The following is a 21,823-nucleotide window of genomic DNA, read 5'->3' on the forward strand; positions in this document are numbered from 1 at the left end:
AAAAGAGTCGTTTTTTTATTTGGAGTTAAATTCTGTTATTTTGAGAAAAAAAAGTTGACTATTTCAGGGATTTCATCTATAGTATAATCTTCTATTATAGAGAATTTAGAATTTGATATTGTTGCTACACCGTTAAAAACAAGTTCTCCATTTAGGTTAGTTCTCTCAGTGACGTCTCCATTCCTTCTGTCATGTATGCTTTTAAATTCTACCATAGTAAGTATTTTTTCTTCTTCATCATATGCCCAATTCCCTTTAGAGGTATATTTTGATTTATGTGAATCAGTGAATACGATATCACAATTAGCTTGAGTAGTATAGTTGTTTACTTGTCTAAAAGTATCTTCTCGAGTGTATTCATATGTTCCATCTGCGTTAGCTGTAATTGAGAAGGAGTTAATAGTATTACAATTATCGTTATTAATAGTGATGGTTTCTTGATTACTACATTTTATAGTACGTTTTCTGTTTTCACAATTTTCTTTCTCTATATAGGTAGTTGTTAGGCTGTTTTCGATCTGTTTTTGATAATTCCATGTCCCAACAAAGGTTGTGTTACCTCCCCAGTCTTCTACTTCTACGCAGATTTGGGTGGGCTTACTAATATTTCCTTGATCGTCATAGATACATATTGTGTAGCAAAATTTTCCAGCAGTTATTTTGGAACCGAAATTTATTATAATAGTATACTCATTTTTATCTTCTTCTGTTGTTTTGTTTGCAAAATTATTAGAAGAAAAGTTATTGTGAGTATTTGGAATATCAAAATATTCTGATGCAGGATCTCCTTTTTTAGATGTAATTTGGACATATGCTCCTTTGTAATTTGAAGGTATATCGAGTGGAATTTGAAAACCACTATTCATAAAAGCTGATTGATTGCTGTAGTCTAACTTAAAAGGAAGTGTTCCTTTAGGAGAAGGTGCTGTTGATGAGATTTTTTTTGAGCCATTAATTATAATGTTTTTGGATACCGTATTGATGTCTAGTAAGACTTCTTCCTTTGGGTTAGAATCGATATTATTTGATTCTTTTAGACTGGTATCATCGTCATTGTTGCAGCCTGCTAGGAGAAGTGTTAGAATAATTGGTGAGAGTAGTTTTGTTTTTTTTATAAAATTGATGTTCATTGATATATTAATTGATTAATTATATATCGTAAATGTAACTGAATTTATAGGGTATAAATTACTAAATTATGTTAATTAAGATATATAAAAAAAACGACTCACTTCGAGTCGTTTTTTTATACATTTTTCGTTTTATTCTTTTTATTTAGAAAAGAAATATTGGTATGTTTCTACTTCATTGTCATTACCATCATTATAGCTTTCTGTTAATGTAAAATCTGAATTTGTTAATGTTATTTTTCCATCAAATACAAGCTCTCCATCTTCATTCGTTCCTTCACTGATATCTCCATTACCATTATCGTCTTTATATTCAAACTCTACTAGAGTTAATTTCTTTTCTTCTTCATCATATGCCCAATATCCTTTAGAGTAATATGAATCATTTTTTACAGCAGTAAAAGTAGGGGTACAGGTAGAACGAGTTTTTTCATAATCAATTCTAGTATTTGTTCCATTTGATGTGTATTCATATGTTCCATCAGCATTAAATGTGATTGGTAATGTATTAGTAATGTAACAGTAATCTTTATTGATAGTAAGAGTACTTTCGTTATTACAATTTATGGTGTATTCATAATCGTCACAATTTTCTTCTCCTGCGTTTATAGTGGTTGTATTATCTTTTATTTGTTTTTTGTAATTCCAAGTTCCGATAAAATTTGTATTTCCTCCCCATGCTTCTACTTCTACACAGACCTGAATTGGTTGACTAATATTTCCATCTTCATCATAGATACAAATAGCGTAACAGAATTTACCAGGAGCTATTTTTGCTCCAAAATTTACTTCAATTCTATAATCATTTTCATCTTCTTCTGTTTTAGCACTCTTATTTAGAAGAGTTTTTGAAGAAGAAGAGCTATAGAAATTACTAGGGATGTCAAAATATTCACTTGCAGGACTTCCGTCTTTAGATAAGACTTGTAGGTATGCTCCTTTATAATTTTGAGGAGCATTAAATTCTATGTCAAATCCACTATTCAGAAAAGCAGATTGATCAGTTTTGTCTAAGTTGAAAGCAAGAGTTCCTGTTGGAGTAGGTGCTGCAGCTTCAATTTTTTTTGCTCCTCTAATTTTGATGTCTTTAGATACTTTGTTAGCATCTAATTCAGTCTCTTCTTGTGGATCAGGGAGAGCTGAACTTAGGTCTTTATTAGTATTAGTATTGGAATCATCATCACTGCTACATCCTACGAATGTAAGTGCTAGTAAAATAGATAAAAATGCTGTAATTTTTTTCATAAGATTTGAGGTAATTTATTTATTTATTGATAACGTGTTTTAAAATGATTGCGAATATATAAAAAAATAATGAATAGCTAGATTAAAGGGTTAAAAGTGAATGTTTAACAAACTAGAACTGATTGTTCTAGTTATTTTTTTCTTTCCATACTCGCTTTAAGACTAAAAAGTTTTGTGGATTATTGGTGAGACCTTTTACATTTTTTTGGGTAAATCGAACTACTTGATCATAGTATAGGGGAACAATAGGAGCATGAGCTATAATTATGGAATCCATTTTTATATAATGTTGCTCTCTTAATTTAATGTCTGTTATTAAAAAACTTTCTTCGTATAATTTGTCAAAGGTTTCATTCTTAAAATGAGTGTAATTTGGTCCATTGGGAGTAAAGTTTTTGCTGTAATATGGAGAGAGAAAATTTTCTGCATCAGGGTAATCGGCAATCCAACTAGCACGGAAAAGCTCTAATTTTCCAGCCCATTTTTTTTGGCGTATTGTAGAAGAAGGCATTACATCTACAATGATATTCAATCCAATTTTTTCAAGTTCTCGTTGTATGAATTCGCAAATAGTTTGGTAGTTAGCGTCTGTTGCAATTCGTATTGTAGGGGTATTATCTTTTGTTTGTTTTTTGTACGTATCTATGAGCTGACGGGCTTTCTCTGGATTGTACTTGTATCCAGGGGTGTTGTTGTATCCAGGAATCCCTTTTGGGATAAAGCCGTGTATAGCGGGGGTGCCAATACCATTTTTTAAATACGTGATCATCTTCTTCCTGTCAAACCCATAATTAATTGCTTTTCGTAATAATTTTGATTGAATTTCTTTTTTATCTGTATCTAGATAAAAACCAAGATATTCTGAGTTTAAGTAGGCGCCTTTACTGATATGTACTCGATCCTTGTATTTATCTCGTAATTTTCCACTAGGAGTTAATAATTCATCTTTATATGAGGCATCTAGACTGTTTAGTAGATCGATTTTACCTTGCGCAAATTGTAAAAATTCACTTTGTTTATCGGGTAAAAAAGTAACGGCAACAGCTTCAAGATATGGAAGTTGTCTTCCTTTATTGTCTTTTTCAAAATAGATTTCATTTTTGCGTAGTACAAGTTTTATGTTTTCTTCCCACATTTTGAATTTAAAAGGTCCTGTGCCAATAGGGTTGGCTCTAAATTGATTTCCATAAAATGTTACAATTTCTTTTGGAACAACAGAACAATATCTCATACTCATTAATCCTAGAAATGCAGGAAAAGGTTTTTTTAGTTTAATTTCAAATATTGTATCATTAATAGCTTTATAATTTTCTACATTTTTTAATACCCAACCTCCAGGAGAAGATACTTTAGGATTTGTAAGCCTGCTAAAACTGTACTCAAAATCATGGGCAGTAACTAGTCGAGTACTGTCTTTAGTTCTAAATTCTTTATGCTTGTGAAATTTTACATCATTTCTAAGAATAAAAATATATTTTAGAGCATCATCAGAGATTTTCCACTTTTTTGCTATATCAGGTTTTATATGTAGGGAGTCATCTAATTGTACTAGGCTGTTAAATAGCTGGTTTGTAGACCATATATTGGGGACGTCTCTAGCGAAAGCAGGATCCAATGAGCTAACATTCTCGTATTGATTATAGCGAAACACTAAATGATCTTTGTTTTGATTAAAAGAGTTTTTACATGATGTTAATGCTATTATAGTGTAAGCTATTGTTATATAGTTAATTGAGATGGATCTTCTAGTGAATTTCAATTTTAGTAAATGGATTATTGTTGGTATATTTGCACCCTAAAAATTTATTCTATGAGAGTTTAATATAATATTAACGTTATAGGGGTAAATATAAAGAGATTTCTGCCTTTGTGGAAACGACACTTATGTTTTATGAGAAAAAAAGTAGCTTTTTATACATTAGGATGTAAATTAAATTTTTCAGAAACATCTACTATTGCTAGGAATTTTGTGGATGAAGGTTTTGATCGTGTAGATTTTTCTGATAATGCAGATATTTATGTGATTAATACATGTTCTGTTACAGAAAATGCAGATAAACGATTTAAAACTATAGTAAAGCAAGCTCAAAAGATAAATCCAGATGCTTTTGTTGCTGCTGTAGGGTGTTATGCTCAGTTAAAACCAGAAGAATTAGCTTCGGTTGATGGAGTGGATTTGGTTTTAGGAGCTACAGAAAAATTTAAAATAACAGATTATATAACAGATCTTTCTAAAAATGAATTTGGAGAAGTACATTCTTGTGAAATAGAAGAAGCAGATTTTTATGTAGGAAGTTATTCTATAGGAGATCGTACTCGAGCATTTTTAAAAGTACAAGATGGTTGTGATTATAAATGTACATATTGTACAATTCCTTTGGCAAGAGGTATTTCTAGGAGTGATACTTTAGAAAATGTATTAAAAAATGCAAAAGAAATCTCTGAGAAAGGAATTAAAGAGATTGTTCTTACTGGTGTTAATATTGGAGATTACGGAAAAGGAGAGTTTGGTAATAAGAAACATGAACATACTTTTTTAGAACTTGTAAAGGCATTAGATCAGATTGAAGGTATAGAACGATTACGGATTTCATCGATAGAGCCAAATTTACTTAAAAACGAAACAATAGATTTTGTATCTAATTCCAGAACTTTTGTTCCACATTTTCATATCCCTTTGCAATCTGGTAATGATGAAGTATTGAAGTTAATGCGTCGTAGGTATCTTAGTGACCTTTATATTGATAGAGTGCATAAGATTAAAAAAACAATGCCGCATGCATGCATAGGTGTTGATGTTATTGTTGGTTTCCCCGGAGAAACAGATGATCATTTCTTGGATACATACAATTTTTTATCTCAATTAGATATATCTTACCTTCATGTATTTACATATTCAGAAAGAGATAATACGGTTGCAGCTAATTTAGACGGGGTTGTTTCTTCAGAAGTACGAAAGAAAAGAAGTAAAATGCTAAGAGGATTGTCTGCTAAGAAGAGAAGAGCTTTTTATGAAAGTCAGCTAGGTACAGAAAGAACTGTTTTATTTGAGTCAGAAAATAAGGAAGGGTATATACATGGTTTTACTGAAAATTATGTAAAAGTAAAAATGCCATGGAATCCGTCTTATGTCAATACATTACATGCTATAAAGTTAATTGCAATAGATGAAGATGGAGTGGTAAGATTTGATTTTGTTTAATATTTTTGGAGCTAAGTGATTTTAAAAACCAAAAAATCTGCACTAAGGCAGATTTTTTAGTTTTTATAAAGCTACATACTATATGTTTATTCCTACAGGAAGTAGATCTTTATATTTTCTTCTATTTTTTCGCATAAATTTTGCAATAATAGGACTAGTAGGTACTAATCTTATATTGCGTTCTTCGATAATATTGAAAACAGCAATAATAAAATCCTTTTCATAGCCTTTTTCGATATGTTCTTCACTCATAATAAGCTTAGTTAAAAAAATTTTCCTCTCCTGTGACGCATATTCAATCTTTGCTTTTTGACCATCAATTGTAGTTTCGAATTGTCTCAGAAACTCGTTATCCGTGATTTCTAATTCAATAGCACTCATGTTTTCCATCTTCTTTTTAAAATTATAAACTATATACCAAACATATCAAAGGATTACTCTTGTTTATTGTAACAATCATCTTACAAAAGAAGACTGTACTAAAAAAAATGATAGTTAATTACTTGAATTTTATAATTTGACTAACTTTGTTTAACTAAGATTTATTAGTTCTAATGATTTCCTTTTACAAAAAATAACTTAACATTTCCTTTTTTACAATGAGGTAATAGTATAGTTTTGGACTACAAAGATACTAAAATTAGAATTTTAAACTTTAATAAGACTGTTAAAATACCTATGTCGCAGGAAGTTAGCCATGTTTATTTTGTGCCAGGGATGGCTGCAGATGTTTCGATTTTTGAATTTATAGATCTCCCCAAAGATCAATTTAAATGTTATACTCTGCCGTGGAAGATTCCTGATAAAAATGAACCTATTGAGGAGTATGCAAAACGGATGTGTGAAGGAGTCGAACATGAAAATTGCGTTTTAATTGGGGTTTCGTTTGGAGGGTTGATAGTACAAGAGATGTGCAAACACTTAAAAGTAAAGAAGCTTATTATTGTTTCAAGTGTAAAAACTAGGCATGAGTTCCCTAAACGAATAAAATTGGCAAGAAAAACAAAAGCATATAAGTTATTGCCGACATCAATTGTATCTAAGATAGAAGATTGGGAGAAATTAGCTTTTGGTGATTTTGCTAAAAAACGAGCAGTGTTGTATCAGAAGTATTTATCGATGAATGATAAAAGGTATCTAGATTGGGCTATAGAAACGTTAGTATGTTGGGATCAGGAAATACCTCCAAAAGGTGTAATTCATATCCATGGTAATAAAGATATTGTTTTTCCTATCTCTAATATAGATCAATGTATAACAGTTAATAAGGGGACTCATGTAATGATTTTAAATAGAGCAAAATGGTTCAATAAAAATTTACCAGAAATAATTAATGGAAACATGTATTAAATTATTGATTTTTTTGCGTTATATTGTATAACGAAAATATATTCCCCAATTACATTCAAAAATCTACTTTAAGAAATGAAAATGATTAAAAAAGTTTTAGCTTTTTTAGGTGTGTTATTTACCGTTGGAATCTTAATTAATGCAACACAAGAAAAGCCAGAAAAACCCTTAGCTCAAGAGGTTTTAGAAGAGAAGTTAGTAAATGATTATAATGTCTATGCAGTTCCTATGCCAGAGAATCTCAATTTCTCAGGAGAACTAGTTCCTATAGAAAATCCTGATATAAGAGAACGAATGGATAGAGAATTATTAGTTAATACCTATTGGCAATCTAATGGATTACTTTTGTTTAAGAGAGCAAATAAATATTTTCCTATTATAGAACCAATCCTTAAAGAACAAGGGCTCCCTGATGATTTTAAGTATTTAGCAGTGATAGAAAGTGGTTTAACTCAGGCGGTATCTCCTGCAAGAGCTACTGGGTTTTGGCAAATATTAAAAGGTACAGCAAAAGAGTATGGGTTAGAAGTAAATCAAAACGTTGATGAACGTTATCATATAGAAAAATCTACAAAAGTAGCTTGCGAGTATCTTAAAAGAGCAAAAAAGCGTTTCGGCTCATGGACTCTAGCAGCAGCAGCATATAATGCAGGTAGTGCAGGAGTAAACAGACGATTAGAAAAACAGGATGTTAACTCATATTATGATCTTTTATTAGGAGAAGAAACGGGTCGCTATGTGTTTAGAATTGTAGCAGTAAAAGAAATATTAAGCAATCCTAAGAAATATGGTTTTAACTTTAATGATGAGGATTTATATACACATATACCTACTTTTAATGTACTGATAGATGAACCTGTTGCCAATTTTAATGAATTTGCTAAGAAATATGAGATCAATTATAAAATATTGAAATTACATAACCCTTGGCTTAGAGAGGCTCATTTAAATAATGCTACGGGTAAGGAATATTTAGTAAAAATTCCAAAGGAAGGATATTATAAAACAGGAGTAGGACAGTAGTTTTAAACTATTGAGCTGTTTCTTTTCTGATTTATATATATTTTACTGAACTACTAAGTGATGAATACTAAATTTTACTAATGAATACTTCGATACTAATATCATTGATATTAATAGGATTACTAGCAGGTTTTTTTAGCGGAACATTAGGAATAGGAGGAAGTGTAATTATGATCCCTCTTTTGATTCTATGGGTTAATTTTTCTCAGCATGAGGCACAAGGTACTAGCCTTGCGGTATTAGCTGTTCCCGTAACATTATTAGCTGCATATAACTACTATCAAGAAGGGTTTGTAAATTGGAAATATGCGATTATTATAGCAGTGACGTTTATTGTTGGAGGATATTTAGGAAGTAAGTTAGCAATATCTATAAATCAAGTATTGCTAAAAAAAATCTTTGGAGGTGTATTATTATTAGTTGCTTTTAAAATGATTCTTGGTAAATAGTAATTATCAATAAAACTCTTTAGGATTGTGTAGATTAATACGATCTAAAAATAACTAAATTAGTATTAATTAGAGGAGTCCTAAAATAATATATTTATAAACCGAAGAATGTTTACCAAACAATATCTCGAGGATTTATTGTTAAAACTATTGTAATAACAGCATAAATTAAATGATTGTTTTTTAAAAATTATCTGTTTTTGTTATTTATAGAGTCGCGTTCTCGTTTATATTGCTCGTATTCTAAATCAATATCTCGTTCCTCATCAGTACGCCCATCTTTATTTTTTTTAGACTCTTCCGTGGCTTCAGAGCTTTCTTCAGTGCTTACATCTATATTAGCAATTAGAAGAGAAACTCCTTTGGATAGAGAATTAAAATGGATGTTATAAGAATTACTTAAAGATTCACTAGAGTGATGAGTTACAATTTTTCGGATATCTAATATTTTTTTATCCTCATCCATAAAATACATCATAGGAAAACCTAATGCATGTTTTAGTTTATTAATGATATGTGAGTCATGATTTGTTTTTTCATCAATATAAACTAATTGTATGTTGCTATTGTACTCTTTGGCTTTTTCTTTTAGGTTTTCTTTACTGTCCCAAAATAATACAACAAAATCAATCTGATCATGAAATCTATCGACTAAATCATTTAGAGCAGGGATTTCTCCAATCCCAGGAACGCACCATGAAGCAGATGTAATAAGAAATATAGGTTTTTCATAATCTTTTAATGAAATAGATTCACCCTTTAATGGATAGACATTAAAATCATCCATATAAGTTCCACTAAGGTGATTCGTAACTAGAGAATCGAATAAGAATTCAGCTCTTTCTATGTCTTTATCTTGATAAGCTGCATCGATTTTATAATTGTATTTTACGATATGTGAGGAAATAGCAACCGAAAAAGGTACTTTTCTTTCTTCCTGTGCAAAGACGTTACCAATGTGTAAAAAGAATATTCCTAGTATTAATAATTTATTCATTATAAATAGATTACGATAGTGGCTAATATAGCAAATGTTATTAGAAAAAGGTTTTGAGTATTGATTTTTTAAAAATTATATTCGTAAATGTACCAATTTTATAAAGATACATTAAGTTATCATTAAACGTAATTTTAGGATCAATTAGTATGCCTAGATTTTCTTCATTTGCTGTTTCATCATTGTAATCTGATCTTTTAACATATTATGTTTATCTAGTTTTTTAGCTTCGGTTAAGAGCGCTTGTGCTTCTCTTTTACGGCGTTTGGTCATTGCAATACCTGCAAGATTTAGTTTTGCAACCGCAAGATCTTGATTCATGGATAACCCTAGCTTAATTGCTTTTTTAAGATATTTTTCAGCTTGTGTAATATTAGTCTGTGATAACATAATACCGAGAAGGTAGTTGTAATACCCTTGTTGCTTTATCGTAAGAGCACTTTCTGGGTTTTTAATTTTATCTAACCATTTTCGTGCTTTTACAAAATCTTGCTTACGTAGTCCTAAGAAAGCAAGAAGAATAAATTCATTTTTAAAATATAAAAAAACAAAAAATGCAGCTAATAAGATAAGCATAATTCCATTACCTACATATCCCTCTATTATTTGCCATATGGCTACACCAATGATGATTGCTGCAATTACTAATTTTATATTTTTGTTGTACATTGAAAACGTTTAATTATTAAAAATTAGGCAAAGGTAATAAAAACAAATAAAAATAATTTTATAATTACGTTTGTCAAAGTAAAAACTCTTTGTATATTTGCCCGCAGTTTTGAGGAGACAGATCCCAAAAGTTAAAATTAGATATTTCAAGAAGATTTTATAAAGATAGATAGCAATGAAAAGAACGTTTCAACCATCGAAGAGAAAGAGAAAAAACAAACACGGTTTCAGAGAGCGTATGGCTTCTGCAAATGGTAGAAAGGTATTGGCTCGTAGAAGAGCGAAAGGAAGACATAAGCTATCTGTTTCATCAGAATTAAGACATAAGCACTAAATGATGTTGTGTATTAAAAAATATTGAAGGTGTTACTTTATAGGTAACGCCTTTTTTTATATCTAATAAAATAATTAAGGACAAAGACAATACGAATATTAAATGCCTAAGAACGAAAAACTAAAGAGTATACTTATCATAGGATCAGGTCCAATTGTTATTGGTCAAGCATGTGAATTTGATTATTCCGGAACGCAAGCACTACGTTCTCTACGAGAAGATGGGATAGAAACAATTTTGATTAATTCGAATCCAGCGACGATCATGACAGACCCTTCTATGGCAGATCATGTGTACCTTAAGCCGTTAAACACCAAATCGATAATAGAAATTTTAAAAGAGCATCCACAGATTGATGCAGTATTGCCAACTATGGGAGGGCAAACTGCTTTAAATCTTTGTATAGAGGCTGATGAAAAAGGGATTTGGAAAGATTTTGAAGTTGATATTATCGGAGTTGATATTGATGCTATTAACATTACCGAAGATAGAGAACAATTTAGAGAATTAATGCTTAAAATAGGGATCTCTATGGCTCCTCAGGCCACAGCTAATTCTTATTTAAAAGGAAAAGAAATTGCTCAAGAATTTGGATTTCCCCTAGTAATCAGAGCTTCATATACACTTGGAGGTGCAGGAGCATCTTTTGTCTATAAAGAAGAGGATTTTGATGAATTACTTACTAGAGGGCTTGAAGTGTCACCTATTCATGAAGTGATGATCGATAAAGCATTGATCGGGTGGAAAGAATATGAGCTAGAGTTGTTAAGAGATAATAACGACAATGTAGTTATTATTTGTACTATAGAAAATATGGATCCTATGGGGATTCATACAGGAGATTCTATTACAGTCGCTCCAGCAATGACGCTAAGTGATAAGACTTTTCAGCGTATGCGTGATATGGCAATCCATATGATGCGTAATATTGGAGATTTTGCAGGAGGATGTAATGTACAGTTTGCAGTAAGTCCAGATGAAAATGAAGATATTATCGCGATAGAAATTAATCCTAGAGTTTCGAGATCATCAGCATTAGCATCAAAGGCAACAGGATATCCAATTGCTAAAATAGCAGCAAAACTTGCTATAGGATATAATTTGGATGAGCTAGATAATCAAATAACCAAATCTACTTCAGCTTTATTTGAACCGACATTGGATTATGTTATTGTAAAGATACCACGTTGGAACTTTGATAAGTTTGAAGGATCTGATCGTAGATTAGGACTACAGATGAAGTCTGTAGGAGAGGTAATGGCGATTGGGAGATCGTTCCAAGAAGCATTACATAAGGCTACACAATCTCTAGAAATAAAGAGAAATGGATTAGGAGCAGATGGTAAAGGATATAAAAATTATGACCAGATTATAGAAAAACTTACCTATGCTAGTTGGGATAGGGTATTTGTAATATACGATGCTATTCAGATGGGAATTCCATTAAGTAGGATACATGAAATTACAAAAATAGATATGTGGTTCTTAAAACAATATGAAGAGCTATATAATCTCGAAAAAGAAATCACTACATATACTATACAATCGCTTACCAAAAATCTAATATTAGAAGCAAAACAAAAAGGTTTTGCAGATAGACAGATCGCACATATGGTTGGTTGTTATGAAAGCGAAGTACACAACAAGAGAGATGAATTAGGAATAAAAAGAGTGTATAAGCTAGTAGATACATGTGCTGCCGAATTTAAAGCAGAAACGCCTTATTTTTACTCCACTTTTGAGGCAGAAATAGAAACTCCTGATGGAAAACGATATGTAGCAAATGAAAGTGTTGTTACTGATAAGAAAAAAATCGTAGTTTTAGGCTCTGGACCTAATAGAATAGGACAAGGGATAGAGTTTGATTATTGTTGTGTACATGGTGTTCTAGCAGCTGCAGAGTGCGGGTATGAAACTATAATGATTAATTGTAACCCTGAGACAGTATCTACGGATTTTGATACAGCAGATAAGTTATATTTCGAGCCTGTATTCTGGGAGCATATTTATGATATTATCCGACATGAAAAACCAGAAGGAGTGATTGTTCAGCTTGGTGGGCAAACTGCATTAAAACTTGCAGAAAAGTTAGACCGTTATGGAGTTAAAATTTTGGGGACAAGCTATCAGTCATTGGATTTAGCTGAGGATAGAGGACATTTCTCAAAATTATTACAAGAAAATAATATACCTTATCCAGAGTTTGATACTGCTGAAACTGCTGATGAGGCATTAGAAGTAGCAGACCGTCTAAATTTTCCGATTTTGGTAAGACCATCTTATGTATTAGGAGGGCAAGGAATGAAAATTGTGATTAATAAGCAAGAATTAGAAGAGCATGTTGTTGATTTATTGCGTAAAATGCCAAGTAATAAACTACTGCTAGATCACTATTTAGATGGTGCTATAGAAGCAGAAGCAGATGCAATATGTGATGGAGAGAATGTGTATATTATAGGGATTATGGAGCATATAGAGCCTTGTGGAATTCACTCGGGAGATTCTAATGCCACATTGCCTCCTTTTAATCTTGGAGAGTTTGTTATGCAACAGATTAAAGATCATACACATAAAATTGCTTTAGCATTAAACACTGTAGGGTTGATAAATATTCAGTTTGCAATCAAAGACGATATGGTGTATATTATAGAGGCAAATCCTAGAGCATCTAGAACAGTACCATTTATTGCTAAAGCTTATGGAGAACCTTATGTAAATTATGCTACTAAGGTAATGTTAGGTGAGAAGAAGGTGACAGATTTTGATTTTAAACCATATCTAGATGGTTATGCGATTAAACAACCAGTATTTTCATTTAATAAATTCCCTAATGTAAATAAGAAATTAGGCCCAGAGATGAAAAGTACCGGAGAGAGTATTTTGTTTATTGATGATTTAAAAGATGATCAATTCTACGACTTATACTCAAGACGTAAGATGTACTTGAGTAAGTAGTTTTTTAACAATCAATTCTTTAGGGAGTGTATAAAACAGAGCCGGATATTCTAGAAAAAGAATATCTGGTTTTTTTATAAACAAGTAATACACTATTGTTAAACAGCCTCATAAACATTACCTTACGAGTATCGAGAAATTCCCTCGGAGTGTTGAGAAATATTATAGAGGTGCTAAGAAATGTTATCAGAAACTCGTGTAAATAGTGAAGTTTTTTAAATGAAAGTGTATTCACTAAAAAGTATGCCTTTATTGCTGATACCAAGTTTTAAACTGTTATCAAAAAAACACCTAGAAGCTATAATAATTAGTATTCCTTTCAAAAAGGATTTAGCTAGATATTTTAATTTTGTTTCAATTGTTTTAGTTTTATTCTGAATGCAGCAAAGAGTAACGTTACAAATGGACTCATCCAATTAAAAATAGCATAAAAGAAATAATCAGCTACAGGTACTCCTAGTACACCACTTTGATAAGCTCCACAGGTATTCCAAGGAACTAATACAGAGGTAACAGTACCAGAATCCTCTAGTGTACGGCTAAGATTTTCTGGGGCAAGTCCTTTGTCTTTATAGGCTTTTGCATACATTTTTCCTGGAACAACGATAGCGAGGTATTGATCAGAAGCTGTTACGTTTAATGCTAAGCAACTTATGACTGTACTTGCAAAAAGTCCAAATACAGAATCAAATAGATTTAGTAGTGCTTTACTGATCCTAGCTAATGCACCGATAGCATCCATAATTCCTCCAAAAACCATAGCACATACAATTAACCATATCGTATTAAGCATTCCTGACATACCTCCTGCAGAAAATAAATCATTAAGATCTGTATTAGTAGTTGCTACAGCTGTATCTACCGTCATTGCATTCATGATTGTAAAATAAGAAGATACTAGATAATTAGTAGGTTTAGCCTCGATAATAAATTCTCCAAGAACTTTATCTTTATGAAATATGGTTACTTTTTCTTCAAAGGACGTCGTTACTTTTTTATTTGATGAAGGTAACTCTAATATCACTTCGTTTGAGAGCTTAATATCTTGATTTTTTGGTATTAAAACATATTTCCCAGGAGATTGGTAATTATTATTTGATCTTACATCATAAGTGCTATCCCACTCAATATAATCACTATATTCAGAAGGTATTTTGGTTACGTCATATCTCAATCCATTTTGCCAAACTATTTCCCCTTGAAAAATAAGACAAAAAACTCCTCCTAAGAGTGTTCCTGCAAGTAAAGCTACTAAAGGGGGAGTCTTTTTAATTATTAGTAAAACTACAGTTAAGGGAACTAAAAACAACCAAGGACTAATATTAAATGCTTTTTTTATATCTGTAAGCATTTGTTCAGTATCAGTAGTACCTGAAGTCTCTTGGGTAAAACCTATGATAATAAAAACTATTAAGGTTACTAGTATTGTTGGTACTGTGGTGTATGCCATGTATTTTATATGAGCAAATAGTTCACCTCCTGCCATAGCTGGAGCTAGGTTTGTTGTATCTGATAAAGGAGACATTTTATCTCCAAAATATGCCCCTGATAGTACAGCTCCTGCTGTCATTCCTAGTGATATATCAAGAGCATTTCCAATACCAATTAATGCGATACCTACTGTTGCAGAAGTAGTCCAGGAACTTCCTGTAGCGATAGAGATAACAGCACATATAACAACGCAAGCCGCTAGAAAAATTGTCGGATTAAGAATTTGTAAACCATAATAAATCATAGAGGGAATGATTCCACTAACAAGCCAAGTACCTGCTAAAGATCCTACCATTAATAATATAAGTAATGCTCCAGTAGTAGATTTAATATTTTTAGCAACTTCTTCCATCATTTGCTTATAGGATACTTTGTTAAAGAAACCTACTATAGTAGCAACAGCTGCACCAATAAGTAAAATAAATTGATTACTACCACTCAATGCATTATCTCCAAACACATAAACATTAAAAGCTAATATACCTACTAATACAATAACAGGTAGTAATGCTTCCCAAATGTTTAACTCTTTATTTTCAATGATATTTTCGTTTTGAGGGAGTGTAGGCTTGATGTTTTTACTTTCCATATGTTGAATTCGAAATTTAATGGATGTAATGTTACGATTTTAATAAAAGTTATGCAATGTCTATATTCAGTTTAATTATTTTTTTTATGTTTTTGGTAGAACTGATCACATTTATTTATAATTCTAAATAGGATCAATTTTAAAAACTATTTTTTAAGATACTAAGTTTTTACTTCTATAATTTTATAAGTAAAGTAATAGGAGTTTTCTTTTTATCGATGTTTATTGTTTTTAATCGATATTTTTAGTTTTTATTATGATTATTTTTGTAAAATTTATGAAGAGATCGATTACTTTTGAAATGTAAAAGATAATGAATATTAAAATATTGATTAGTTGAATTGAATTAGAACATACTCTTTTTTTACCCCTAAGCCAGTTTTAGCCTACTACTAATAGCCTCATACCCCAAGAGGCTTTTTTTTGTTAAAAAGTTAACTATTTCATTTTTTATATAGAAATTAGTCAAAAATTGGTAGAATGGAGACTAATGAATATAAGAGTTTAGAGCTGTTTTTTCTTTTTGTAGTACTTCCGGTAAGCTTCTTATTGGACTCCCATTTTCTTTTTAAGGTGATTCCTACTTTTTTGGGATTTGTTTATATTTTGATTTTCCTAAAAAAGGAAGACCTCTTAAGGTTTAACTTTTCTAATAAGATTTGTTGGAAATCTTTTTGGAAAGAAACAATGGTCAAGCTTTTGATCATAATGGTGATAACGGGAGTGTATGTTTTTTTTGTAGCCCCTGATAAATTATTTTCTGTTATATTAAAAAAGCCAGAGTTATGGATTCTGATACTTTTTGTCTATACCTTTTTATCGGTATGGCCGCAAGAAATTATATATAGAACTTTTTTTTATAAGCGTTATGCAGCATTGATTAAGAATAAATGGTTGTTTATTTTTATAAATGCAATTCTATTTTCTTTAGCACATCTTTTTTTAGGTAGTTTTTTAGTACAACTATTAACTTTTATAGGGGGTGTATTGTTTGCGTATACTTATCAAAAAACAAAATCTACTATTTTAGTGTCCATAGAGCATGCTATTTATGGTAATTGGTTGTTTACAGTAGGGATGGGAGAAATGCTAGCTTTTCCTGGAGTAGAATAATTATATATTTTTTTAAGAAGGGATACCTGAGTACTTTTATATACTACGTATTACATGTTTTATTAATTGTTGTACTGCTTTTCCTCGATGCCCAATTTTGTTTTTTTCTGATAAAGAAAGTTCTGCAAATGTCTTGGTATATCCTTTTGGCAGAAAAATAGGGTCATACCCAAAACCCCCTGTTCCTTTTTTATCTTCGGTAATGTTTCCAGAACAAATTCCTGTAAATAGATTTAATTCTCCGTTTAAGGTTAATGCAATTACAGTTTTAAATTGAGCATGGCGATTTTCTTTTTCTTTTAATTCTGTTAAAAGCTTATTCATATTGGCATTAGCATCTTTTGCTTCTCCGGCATATCGAGCAGAGTATATCCCTGGCGCGCCATCTAATGCGGTAACCTCTAGGCCTGTATCGTCTGCAAAACAATCATACCCATAATGTTCCTTGATATACATCGCCTTTTGTTTAGCATTACCCTCGATGGTAGAAGAAGTTTCAGGAATATCTTCTGTACATCCTATGTCAGTAAGACTTACAATTTGGATAGTGGGAGGCATTAAAGCTTGTACTTCTTTTAGCTTATTATGGTTATTGGTGGCAAAGACTATTTTCATAGGTATATTAGATATTATGCAATTTTAATTTTCTGGTTACAGAAGCCATGTTTAGAGTAATGCAGGGTATTATGCCTTTGCATCAAAATTAGAAATCCATTTTCCTTGTACTTTAAGTACTTGTTCTATAACATCTCTAGCACACCCTTTACCTCCTTTTTTTAAGGATATATATTTAGAAGCTTCTTTTACTTCTGCAACAGCATCTTGTGGGCAGGTGGGTAATCCTACTATTTCCATAACAGGTAGATCTGGGATATCATCTCCCATGTAGAGTACATTTTCTATTTTGATAGTATGAGCATCCAAGTATTCATTTAATTGTTCTACTTTTTGATGTGCACCAAGATATATATCAGTGATCCCTAAGTTTTTTAATCGTTGGCGTACACCTTCATTTTTACCTCCTGAAATAATACAGACATTGTAGCCTTGCTGTATGGCAGTTTTTAAAGCATATCCATCTTTAATATTCATTGTTCTTAGTAATTCACCATCTGTATTGACGATAACAGTTCCGTCAGTAAGTACCCCGTCTATATCAAAAATAAAGGTAGTAATGTGTTGTAAATATTCTTTATAACTTTTTTCCATATTTAGATTGTATTGCTTCAGTAAGGGTTTTATAAATCTCTTTTTGTGAAGTATTATTTAACGTTTTTAAATGTCTTTTTATAGTTTTTGAATCATTTCGTATTGCAGGTCCGGTCTGTGCAAGATCAGGATTTATTGTCGTAATTTTTTTAGCAGTTTCCTCAATCAAAGGGTATAAAATTTCAAAAGGGATTTTATGCTCATTACAGATATCATTTCCTATTGAAAATAAATGATTTGTAAAATTATTGACGAATACAGCTGAGACATGTAGTACATTGCGTTGTTCTGATGAGATGTCATATATTTTTTTAGAAAGCACAGATGCAAGCTTTTTTAAAATTTCTAGATCTCTATCATCCTGTGCTTCTATACAAAAAGGAACAGTATTAAAATCTATAATTTTATCTTTGCTAAATGATTGTAATGGATAAAACACTCCTTTTTTATTACGACTATTAATAACATCTATAGGAGCACTCCCCGAAGTATGAACAATTAATCTGTTGTTAAACGGTAGTAAACCAGAAACTTCTTCAATAGCATTGTCGCTAATTGCTAAAATATAGATGTCTGCTTCTGTTAAATTGTTAATATCTTGTATGATATTGTCTTCTTTTTGATCAGGAACTAATCGTACTCCCTTGCGATTATAGCATTGTACAACGGTTACTGATTTGTGATTACAAAAAGCAGTATACAAATGTTTTGCTACATTTCCGGCACCAAGAATAACAATCCTAATCATTCGGCTAAAATAAGGAAGTTCATTTAAAAAAAATTAAACAAGAGTAATACTTCTGTTAAAACCTGCAAATCAAATAAGCATCATGGTATATAATACTACTAAAAACAGTAAATTTGCCCACCAAAAAAGAAGGTTATTATGCAGGCTAAACTAGCGAGTATTTTGTTCTCTACACGATTAATGGCAATTTTATTTATTGTTTTTGCAGTTTCTATGGCAATAGGGACATTTTTAGAAGATGCATATGGTACTGTTGCTTCTAGAATATGGATTTATAATACGTGGTGGTTTGAAGCTATAATGGTGTTTTTTGTGATTAATTTTTGTGGAAATATTATACGATATCGATTGTATACAAAAGATAAATGGGCTACATTACTATTGCATTTATCTTTTATTCTGATTATTATAGGTGCGTTTGTTACTCGATATATTAGCTATGAGGGGGTAATGCCTATACGAGAAGGCGAGACTACAGCAACTTTTCTTTCAGAAAAAACATATCTAACGATTTTCTTAGATGGAGAGATTGATGGAGAACCTCGCAGACGCATACTTTCAGAAGCTTTAGAGTTGGCGGAAGCTACTACTAATGATTTTACTATTAATACAGATTATAATAAACAGCCTGTAACAATAGCTTATAAAAACTATATTCAGGGCGCAGAGATGGGATTAGTAGCAGCAGAAGATGGAGATAATTACCTAAAAATAGTAGAGGCAGGAGACGGAAATAGGCATGATCACTTTCTTAAAGAAGGAGAAATATCTAATATTCATAATGTACTAATCGCTTTTAATAAACCTACTAAAGGAGCTATAAATATTACATATGAAAATGATGATTATTTTATAGAATCTCCTTTTGAAGGATCATTTCTAAGAATGGCTGATCAGTTACAAGGATTGGTGTTTAAGGATAGTCTTCAACCTTTGATGCTTAGATCTTTATATCAAACTGCAGGAATGCAATTTGTAATTCCTGAACCAGCAATTACAGGAACTTATGATATCGTTTCAACAGAAATTAAGGAGAAAGGACAGCAAGATGCACTGGTTTTTAATGTTTCTACAAATGGAGAAACTAAAGAGGTTAAATTACTAGGAGGAAAGGGGCATACTAATGATATGACTAAAATCTCGATGGGAGGGTTAGAAATGTATTTTAGTTATGGATCTAAGCAAATGGAACTTCCTTTTGCTTTAAAACTTGATGATTTTATAGCAGAAAAATATCCTGGTACACAGAATGTGTATAAATCTTTTAAAAGTAAAGTGACTATTGTAGATGATAATACTTCTCGTCCTTATGATATATATATGAATCATGTGTTGGATCATAAGGGATATCGATTCTTTCAAGCTTCTTTTGATCCAGATGAAAAAGGAACTGTATTATCTGTAAATCATGATCGTTGGGGGACTTGGATTACCTATGCAGGGTATATGTTATTATATCTAGGTTTAATGTTAATTTTATTTACTAAAGGATCTCGTTTTAAAGATATTGAGCGTCAGTTAAGTAATATAAAGAAAAAGAAGAAAGCATTGACAATGTTATTGGTGTTATTTATTTCTACATTTTCTTTTGCACAAAATTCTCCAAATCACACAGATCATATACAGACATTACCAAGTAAAAAGAAGTTGGATTCTGTTATTTTGGCAAATTCTGTTCCAGCAGAGCATGCTGCAAAATTTGGTAGTATCGTAATCCAAGATGAACGAGGTCGAATGAAACCTGTAAATACTTTTTCGTCAGAATTATTACGTAAGCTTAGTAAGAAAGATACTTATGAAGGATTGAATGCGGATCAAGTATTTGTATCTATGGTAGAAAATCCTTTTATATGGTATAGTATTCCTATTATAGAAATTGAACGAAAAAATGATAGTATCCGTAAAATACTAGGAGTGCCAAAAACAGAAAAGAAGGTTTCTCTTATTGATTTAGTAGAACCAGATGGATCGTATAAATTATCACCTTATTTAGAGAAAGCGAGTAGTACTAATACTCCTAGTCCGTTTGAAAAAGATTTTCTTAAAACTCATGAGAAGTTTTATTTACTTAATCAGGCATTAGGAGGGGGGATTCTAAGAGTTTTTCCGGTTCCTAATGATCAAGGAAATAAATGGGTATCTGTCCCAGAATTGAATGAGTATAAGTTTAGTGGTATGGATTCGGTGTATACCAGACAGATTATCCAAATCTATAGACAATCATTACAGGATGCGAGAAAAACAGGAGATTATAGTAAATCGGATCAGTATATAGAAAGTATTAAAAGTTTTCAGAAAAAATTTGGTAGCGAAGTGTTACCAAGTGACAAAAAAATTAAAACAGAAATTACATTAAATAAGTATGATATTTTTAGAACCTTGTATAGATATTATGGTATTATAGGGTTATTGATGATGATTTTTGTAATTATTAGGATATTTAAAGAATCTGCGATTGTCAGAGGTTTGATTAATAGTGCAATAGGAATAATTGTTTTGTTATTTATATTGCATACGGCAGGATTAATTATGCGTTGGTATGTTTCGGGGCATGCTCCATGGAGTGATGCGTATGAATCGATGATATATGTAGCATGGATGACCTTAGCAATAGGGTTAGCTTTTGGTAAGAGAAGTAACTTAACTATTGCAGCAACTACATTTGTGGCTGCAATTATCTTGTTTTTTGCACATGAAAATTGGACAGATCCCGCTATAGCTAATTTACAACCAGTATTGGACTCGTACTGGGTACTAATACATGTCTCTATTATAGTAGGAAGTTATGGTCCGTTTTTTGTCGGAGCAATTTTAGGAATCTTAGCGTTATTATTAATGATTTTGACAACAGAGTCTAATAAAAAACGAATGGATCTTAATATAAAAGAAATTACAATTATTAATGAGATGGCACTTACGATTGGATTGGTGATGCTTACTATTGGTAATTTCTTAGGAGGAATGTGGGCTAATGAGAGTTGGGGGCGTTATTGGGGATGGGATCCTAAAGAAACATGGGCTTTAATAAGTATTATGGTATATGCTTTTGTAATTCATATGAGATTGGTGCCAGGATTGCGTGGTAAATGGTTTTTTAATCTAATGTCTGTTTTTGCAATTCTATCAGTGTTAATGACGTATTTTGGAGTTAATTTTTATCTAAAAGGATTGCATTCTTATGCAAGTGGTGATAAAGCTGTTACTCCAGTAGAAGGATATTATTTTATTTTGTTTTGGGCAATTTTAGGAGGAGTGTCTTATTGGAGATATAAAGTACATTATCAGAAGAAAAAGATAGGGAATTCACTTAAAGAATAAT

Annotated in this window: 18 protein-coding genes; 8 read left to right on the forward strand and 10 right to left on the reverse strand. The window is 31.3% G+C overall.

The genetic code is table 11. The annotated features are described in order from the left end of the window. Positions 1-35: 35 nt before the first annotated feature. The 3 genes from N456_RS15230 to N456_RS15240 form a co-directional block, all read right to left on the reverse strand. Positions 36-1,130: a hypothetical protein gene (locus N456_RS15230; RefSeq protein ID WP_062059074.1), complete on the reverse strand. Its 1,095-nt coding sequence runs from the start codon at positions 1,128-1,130 to the stop codon at positions 36-38. Positions 1,131-1,271: 141 nt separating this feature from the next. Then, positions 1,272-2,375 (reverse strand): hypothetical protein, encoded by a 1,104-nt coding sequence (locus N456_RS15235; RefSeq protein WP_062059078.1) that lies wholly within the window; start codon positions 2,373-2,375, stop codon positions 1,272-1,274. 127 nt (positions 2,376-2,502) lie between these two features. Continuing rightward, positions 2,503-4,134, reverse strand: a complete 1,632-nt coding sequence (locus tag N456_RS15240; RefSeq protein WP_082422554.1) for an ABC transporter substrate-binding protein — start codon at positions 4,132-4,134, stop codon at positions 2,503-2,505. Between the two features lie 132 nt (positions 4,135-4,266). Here N456_RS15240 and mtaB point away from each other — a divergent pair, with 132 nt between their 5' ends. After that, positions 4,267-5,577, forward strand: a complete 1,311-nt coding sequence (gene mtaB, locus N456_RS15245) for a tRNA (N(6)-L-threonylcarbamoyladenosine(37)-C(2))-methylthiotransferase MtaB (RefSeq protein WP_062059081.1) — start codon at positions 4,267-4,269, stop codon at positions 5,575-5,577. A gap of 78 nt (positions 5,578-5,655) precedes the next feature. Here mtaB and N456_RS15250 read toward each other — a convergent pair whose 3' ends face one another. Then, complete coding sequence (locus N456_RS15250; RefSeq protein WP_062059492.1) at positions 5,656-5,958, reverse strand: GNAT family N-acetyltransferase; 303 nt, start codon at positions 5,956-5,958, stop codon at positions 5,656-5,658. Between the two features lie 297 nt (positions 5,959-6,255). On the opposite strand from N456_RS15250, the gene N456_RS15255 reads away from it, so the two are divergent. The 3 genes from N456_RS15255 to N456_RS15265 all read left to right on the forward strand — a co-directional run bounded on the left by N456_RS15255 (position 6,256) and on the right by N456_RS15265 (position 8,399). Beyond that, positions 6,256-6,927, forward strand: coding sequence for an alpha/beta hydrolase (locus N456_RS15255; RefSeq protein WP_062059494.1), 672 nt, complete (start codon positions 6,256-6,258; stop codon positions 6,925-6,927). A 75-nt stretch (positions 6,928-7,002) separates the two neighbouring features. After that, entirely contained in the window at positions 7,003-7,950 is a 948-nt protein-coding gene (locus N456_RS15260) for a lytic transglycosylase domain-containing protein (protein ID WP_062059084.1), read from the forward strand. An 80-nt stretch (positions 7,951-8,030) separates the two neighbouring features. Then, complete coding sequence (locus N456_RS15265) at positions 8,031-8,399, forward strand: sulfite exporter TauE/SafE family protein (protein WP_062059087.1); 369 nt, start codon at positions 8,031-8,033, stop codon at positions 8,397-8,399. Between the two features lie 190 nt (positions 8,400-8,589). On the opposite strand, the gene N456_RS15270 is transcribed toward N456_RS15265, so the two are convergent. Together N456_RS15270 and N456_RS15275 are read right to left on the reverse strand one after the other, a co-directional pair. Then, positions 8,590-9,396, reverse strand: a complete 807-nt coding sequence (locus N456_RS15270; RefSeq protein WP_062059090.1) for a TlpA family protein disulfide reductase — start codon at positions 9,394-9,396, stop codon at positions 8,590-8,592. Between the two features lie 153 nt (positions 9,397-9,549). Beyond that, positions 9,550-10,065 (reverse strand): hypothetical protein, encoded by a 516-nt coding sequence (locus N456_RS15275; RefSeq protein WP_062059093.1) that lies wholly within the window; start codon positions 10,063-10,065, stop codon positions 9,550-9,552. A gap of 175 nt (positions 10,066-10,240) precedes the next feature. On the opposite strand from N456_RS15275, the gene rpmH reads away from it, so the two are divergent. Further along, entirely contained in the window at positions 10,241-10,399 is a 159-nt protein-coding gene (gene rpmH / locus N456_RS23765) for a 50S ribosomal protein L34 (RefSeq protein WP_082422555.1), read from the forward strand. A 102-nt stretch (positions 10,400-10,501) separates the two neighbouring features. Then, entirely contained in the window at positions 10,502-13,354 is a 2,853-nt protein-coding gene (gene carB / locus N456_RS15280) for a carbamoyl-phosphate synthase large subunit (RefSeq protein WP_062059097.1), read from the forward strand. Positions 13,355-13,697: 343 nt separating this feature from the next. On the opposite strand, the gene N456_RS15285 is transcribed toward carB, so the two are convergent. Continuing rightward, positions 13,698-15,434 carry a Na+/H+ antiporter NhaC family protein gene (locus N456_RS15285; RefSeq protein WP_062059100.1) on the reverse strand — a complete coding sequence of 579 codons (1,737 nt, stop codon included), beginning with the start codon at positions 15,432-15,434 and terminating at the stop codon, positions 13,698-13,700. 480 nt (positions 15,435-15,914) lie between these two features. On the opposite strand from N456_RS15285, the gene N456_RS15290 reads away from it, so the two are divergent. Beyond that, positions 15,915-16,547: a CPBP family intramembrane glutamic endopeptidase gene (locus N456_RS15290; RefSeq protein ID WP_062059103.1), complete on the forward strand. Its 633-nt coding sequence runs from the start codon at positions 15,915-15,917 to the stop codon at positions 16,545-16,547. Between the two features lie 36 nt (positions 16,548-16,583). Here the strand turns inward: N456_RS15290 and N456_RS15295 are convergent, their stop codons facing one another. From N456_RS15295 to N456_RS15305, 3 genes are all read right to left on the reverse strand, one after another. Next, positions 16,584-17,162: a non-canonical purine NTP diphosphatase gene (locus N456_RS15295; RefSeq protein WP_062059106.1), complete on the reverse strand. Its 579-nt coding sequence runs from the start codon at positions 17,160-17,162 to the stop codon at positions 16,584-16,586. Positions 17,163-17,231: 69 nt separating this feature from the next. Next, on the reverse strand, positions 17,232-17,756 hold the full coding sequence (locus N456_RS15300) for a KdsC family phosphatase (RefSeq protein ID WP_062059109.1): 525 nt from the start codon (positions 17,754-17,756) through the stop codon (positions 17,232-17,234). Next, the gene (locus tag N456_RS15305; RefSeq protein WP_062059112.1) at positions 17,740-18,504 is read right to left on the reverse strand and encodes a Rossmann-like and DUF2520 domain-containing protein; all 765 of its coding nucleotides are present in this window, start codon (positions 18,502-18,504) and stop codon (positions 17,740-17,742) included. Before N456_RS15305 ends, N456_RS15300 begins: the two co-directional genes overlap by 17 nt. Positions 18,505-18,642: 138 nt before the next feature. On the opposite strand from N456_RS15305, the gene N456_RS15310 reads away from it, so the two are divergent. Beyond that, complete coding sequence (locus tag N456_RS15310; protein WP_062059116.1) at positions 18,643-21,822, forward strand: cytochrome c biogenesis protein CcsA; 3,180 nt, start codon at positions 18,643-18,645, stop codon at positions 21,820-21,822. The last annotated feature ends 1 nt before the right edge of the window (position 21,823 follow it).

It is taken from the genome of Aquimarina longa SW024, assembly GCF_001401755.1.
In the GTDB taxonomy this organism is placed as follows: Bacteria; Bacteroidota; Bacteroidia; order Flavobacteriales; family Flavobacteriaceae; genus Aquimarina; species Aquimarina longa.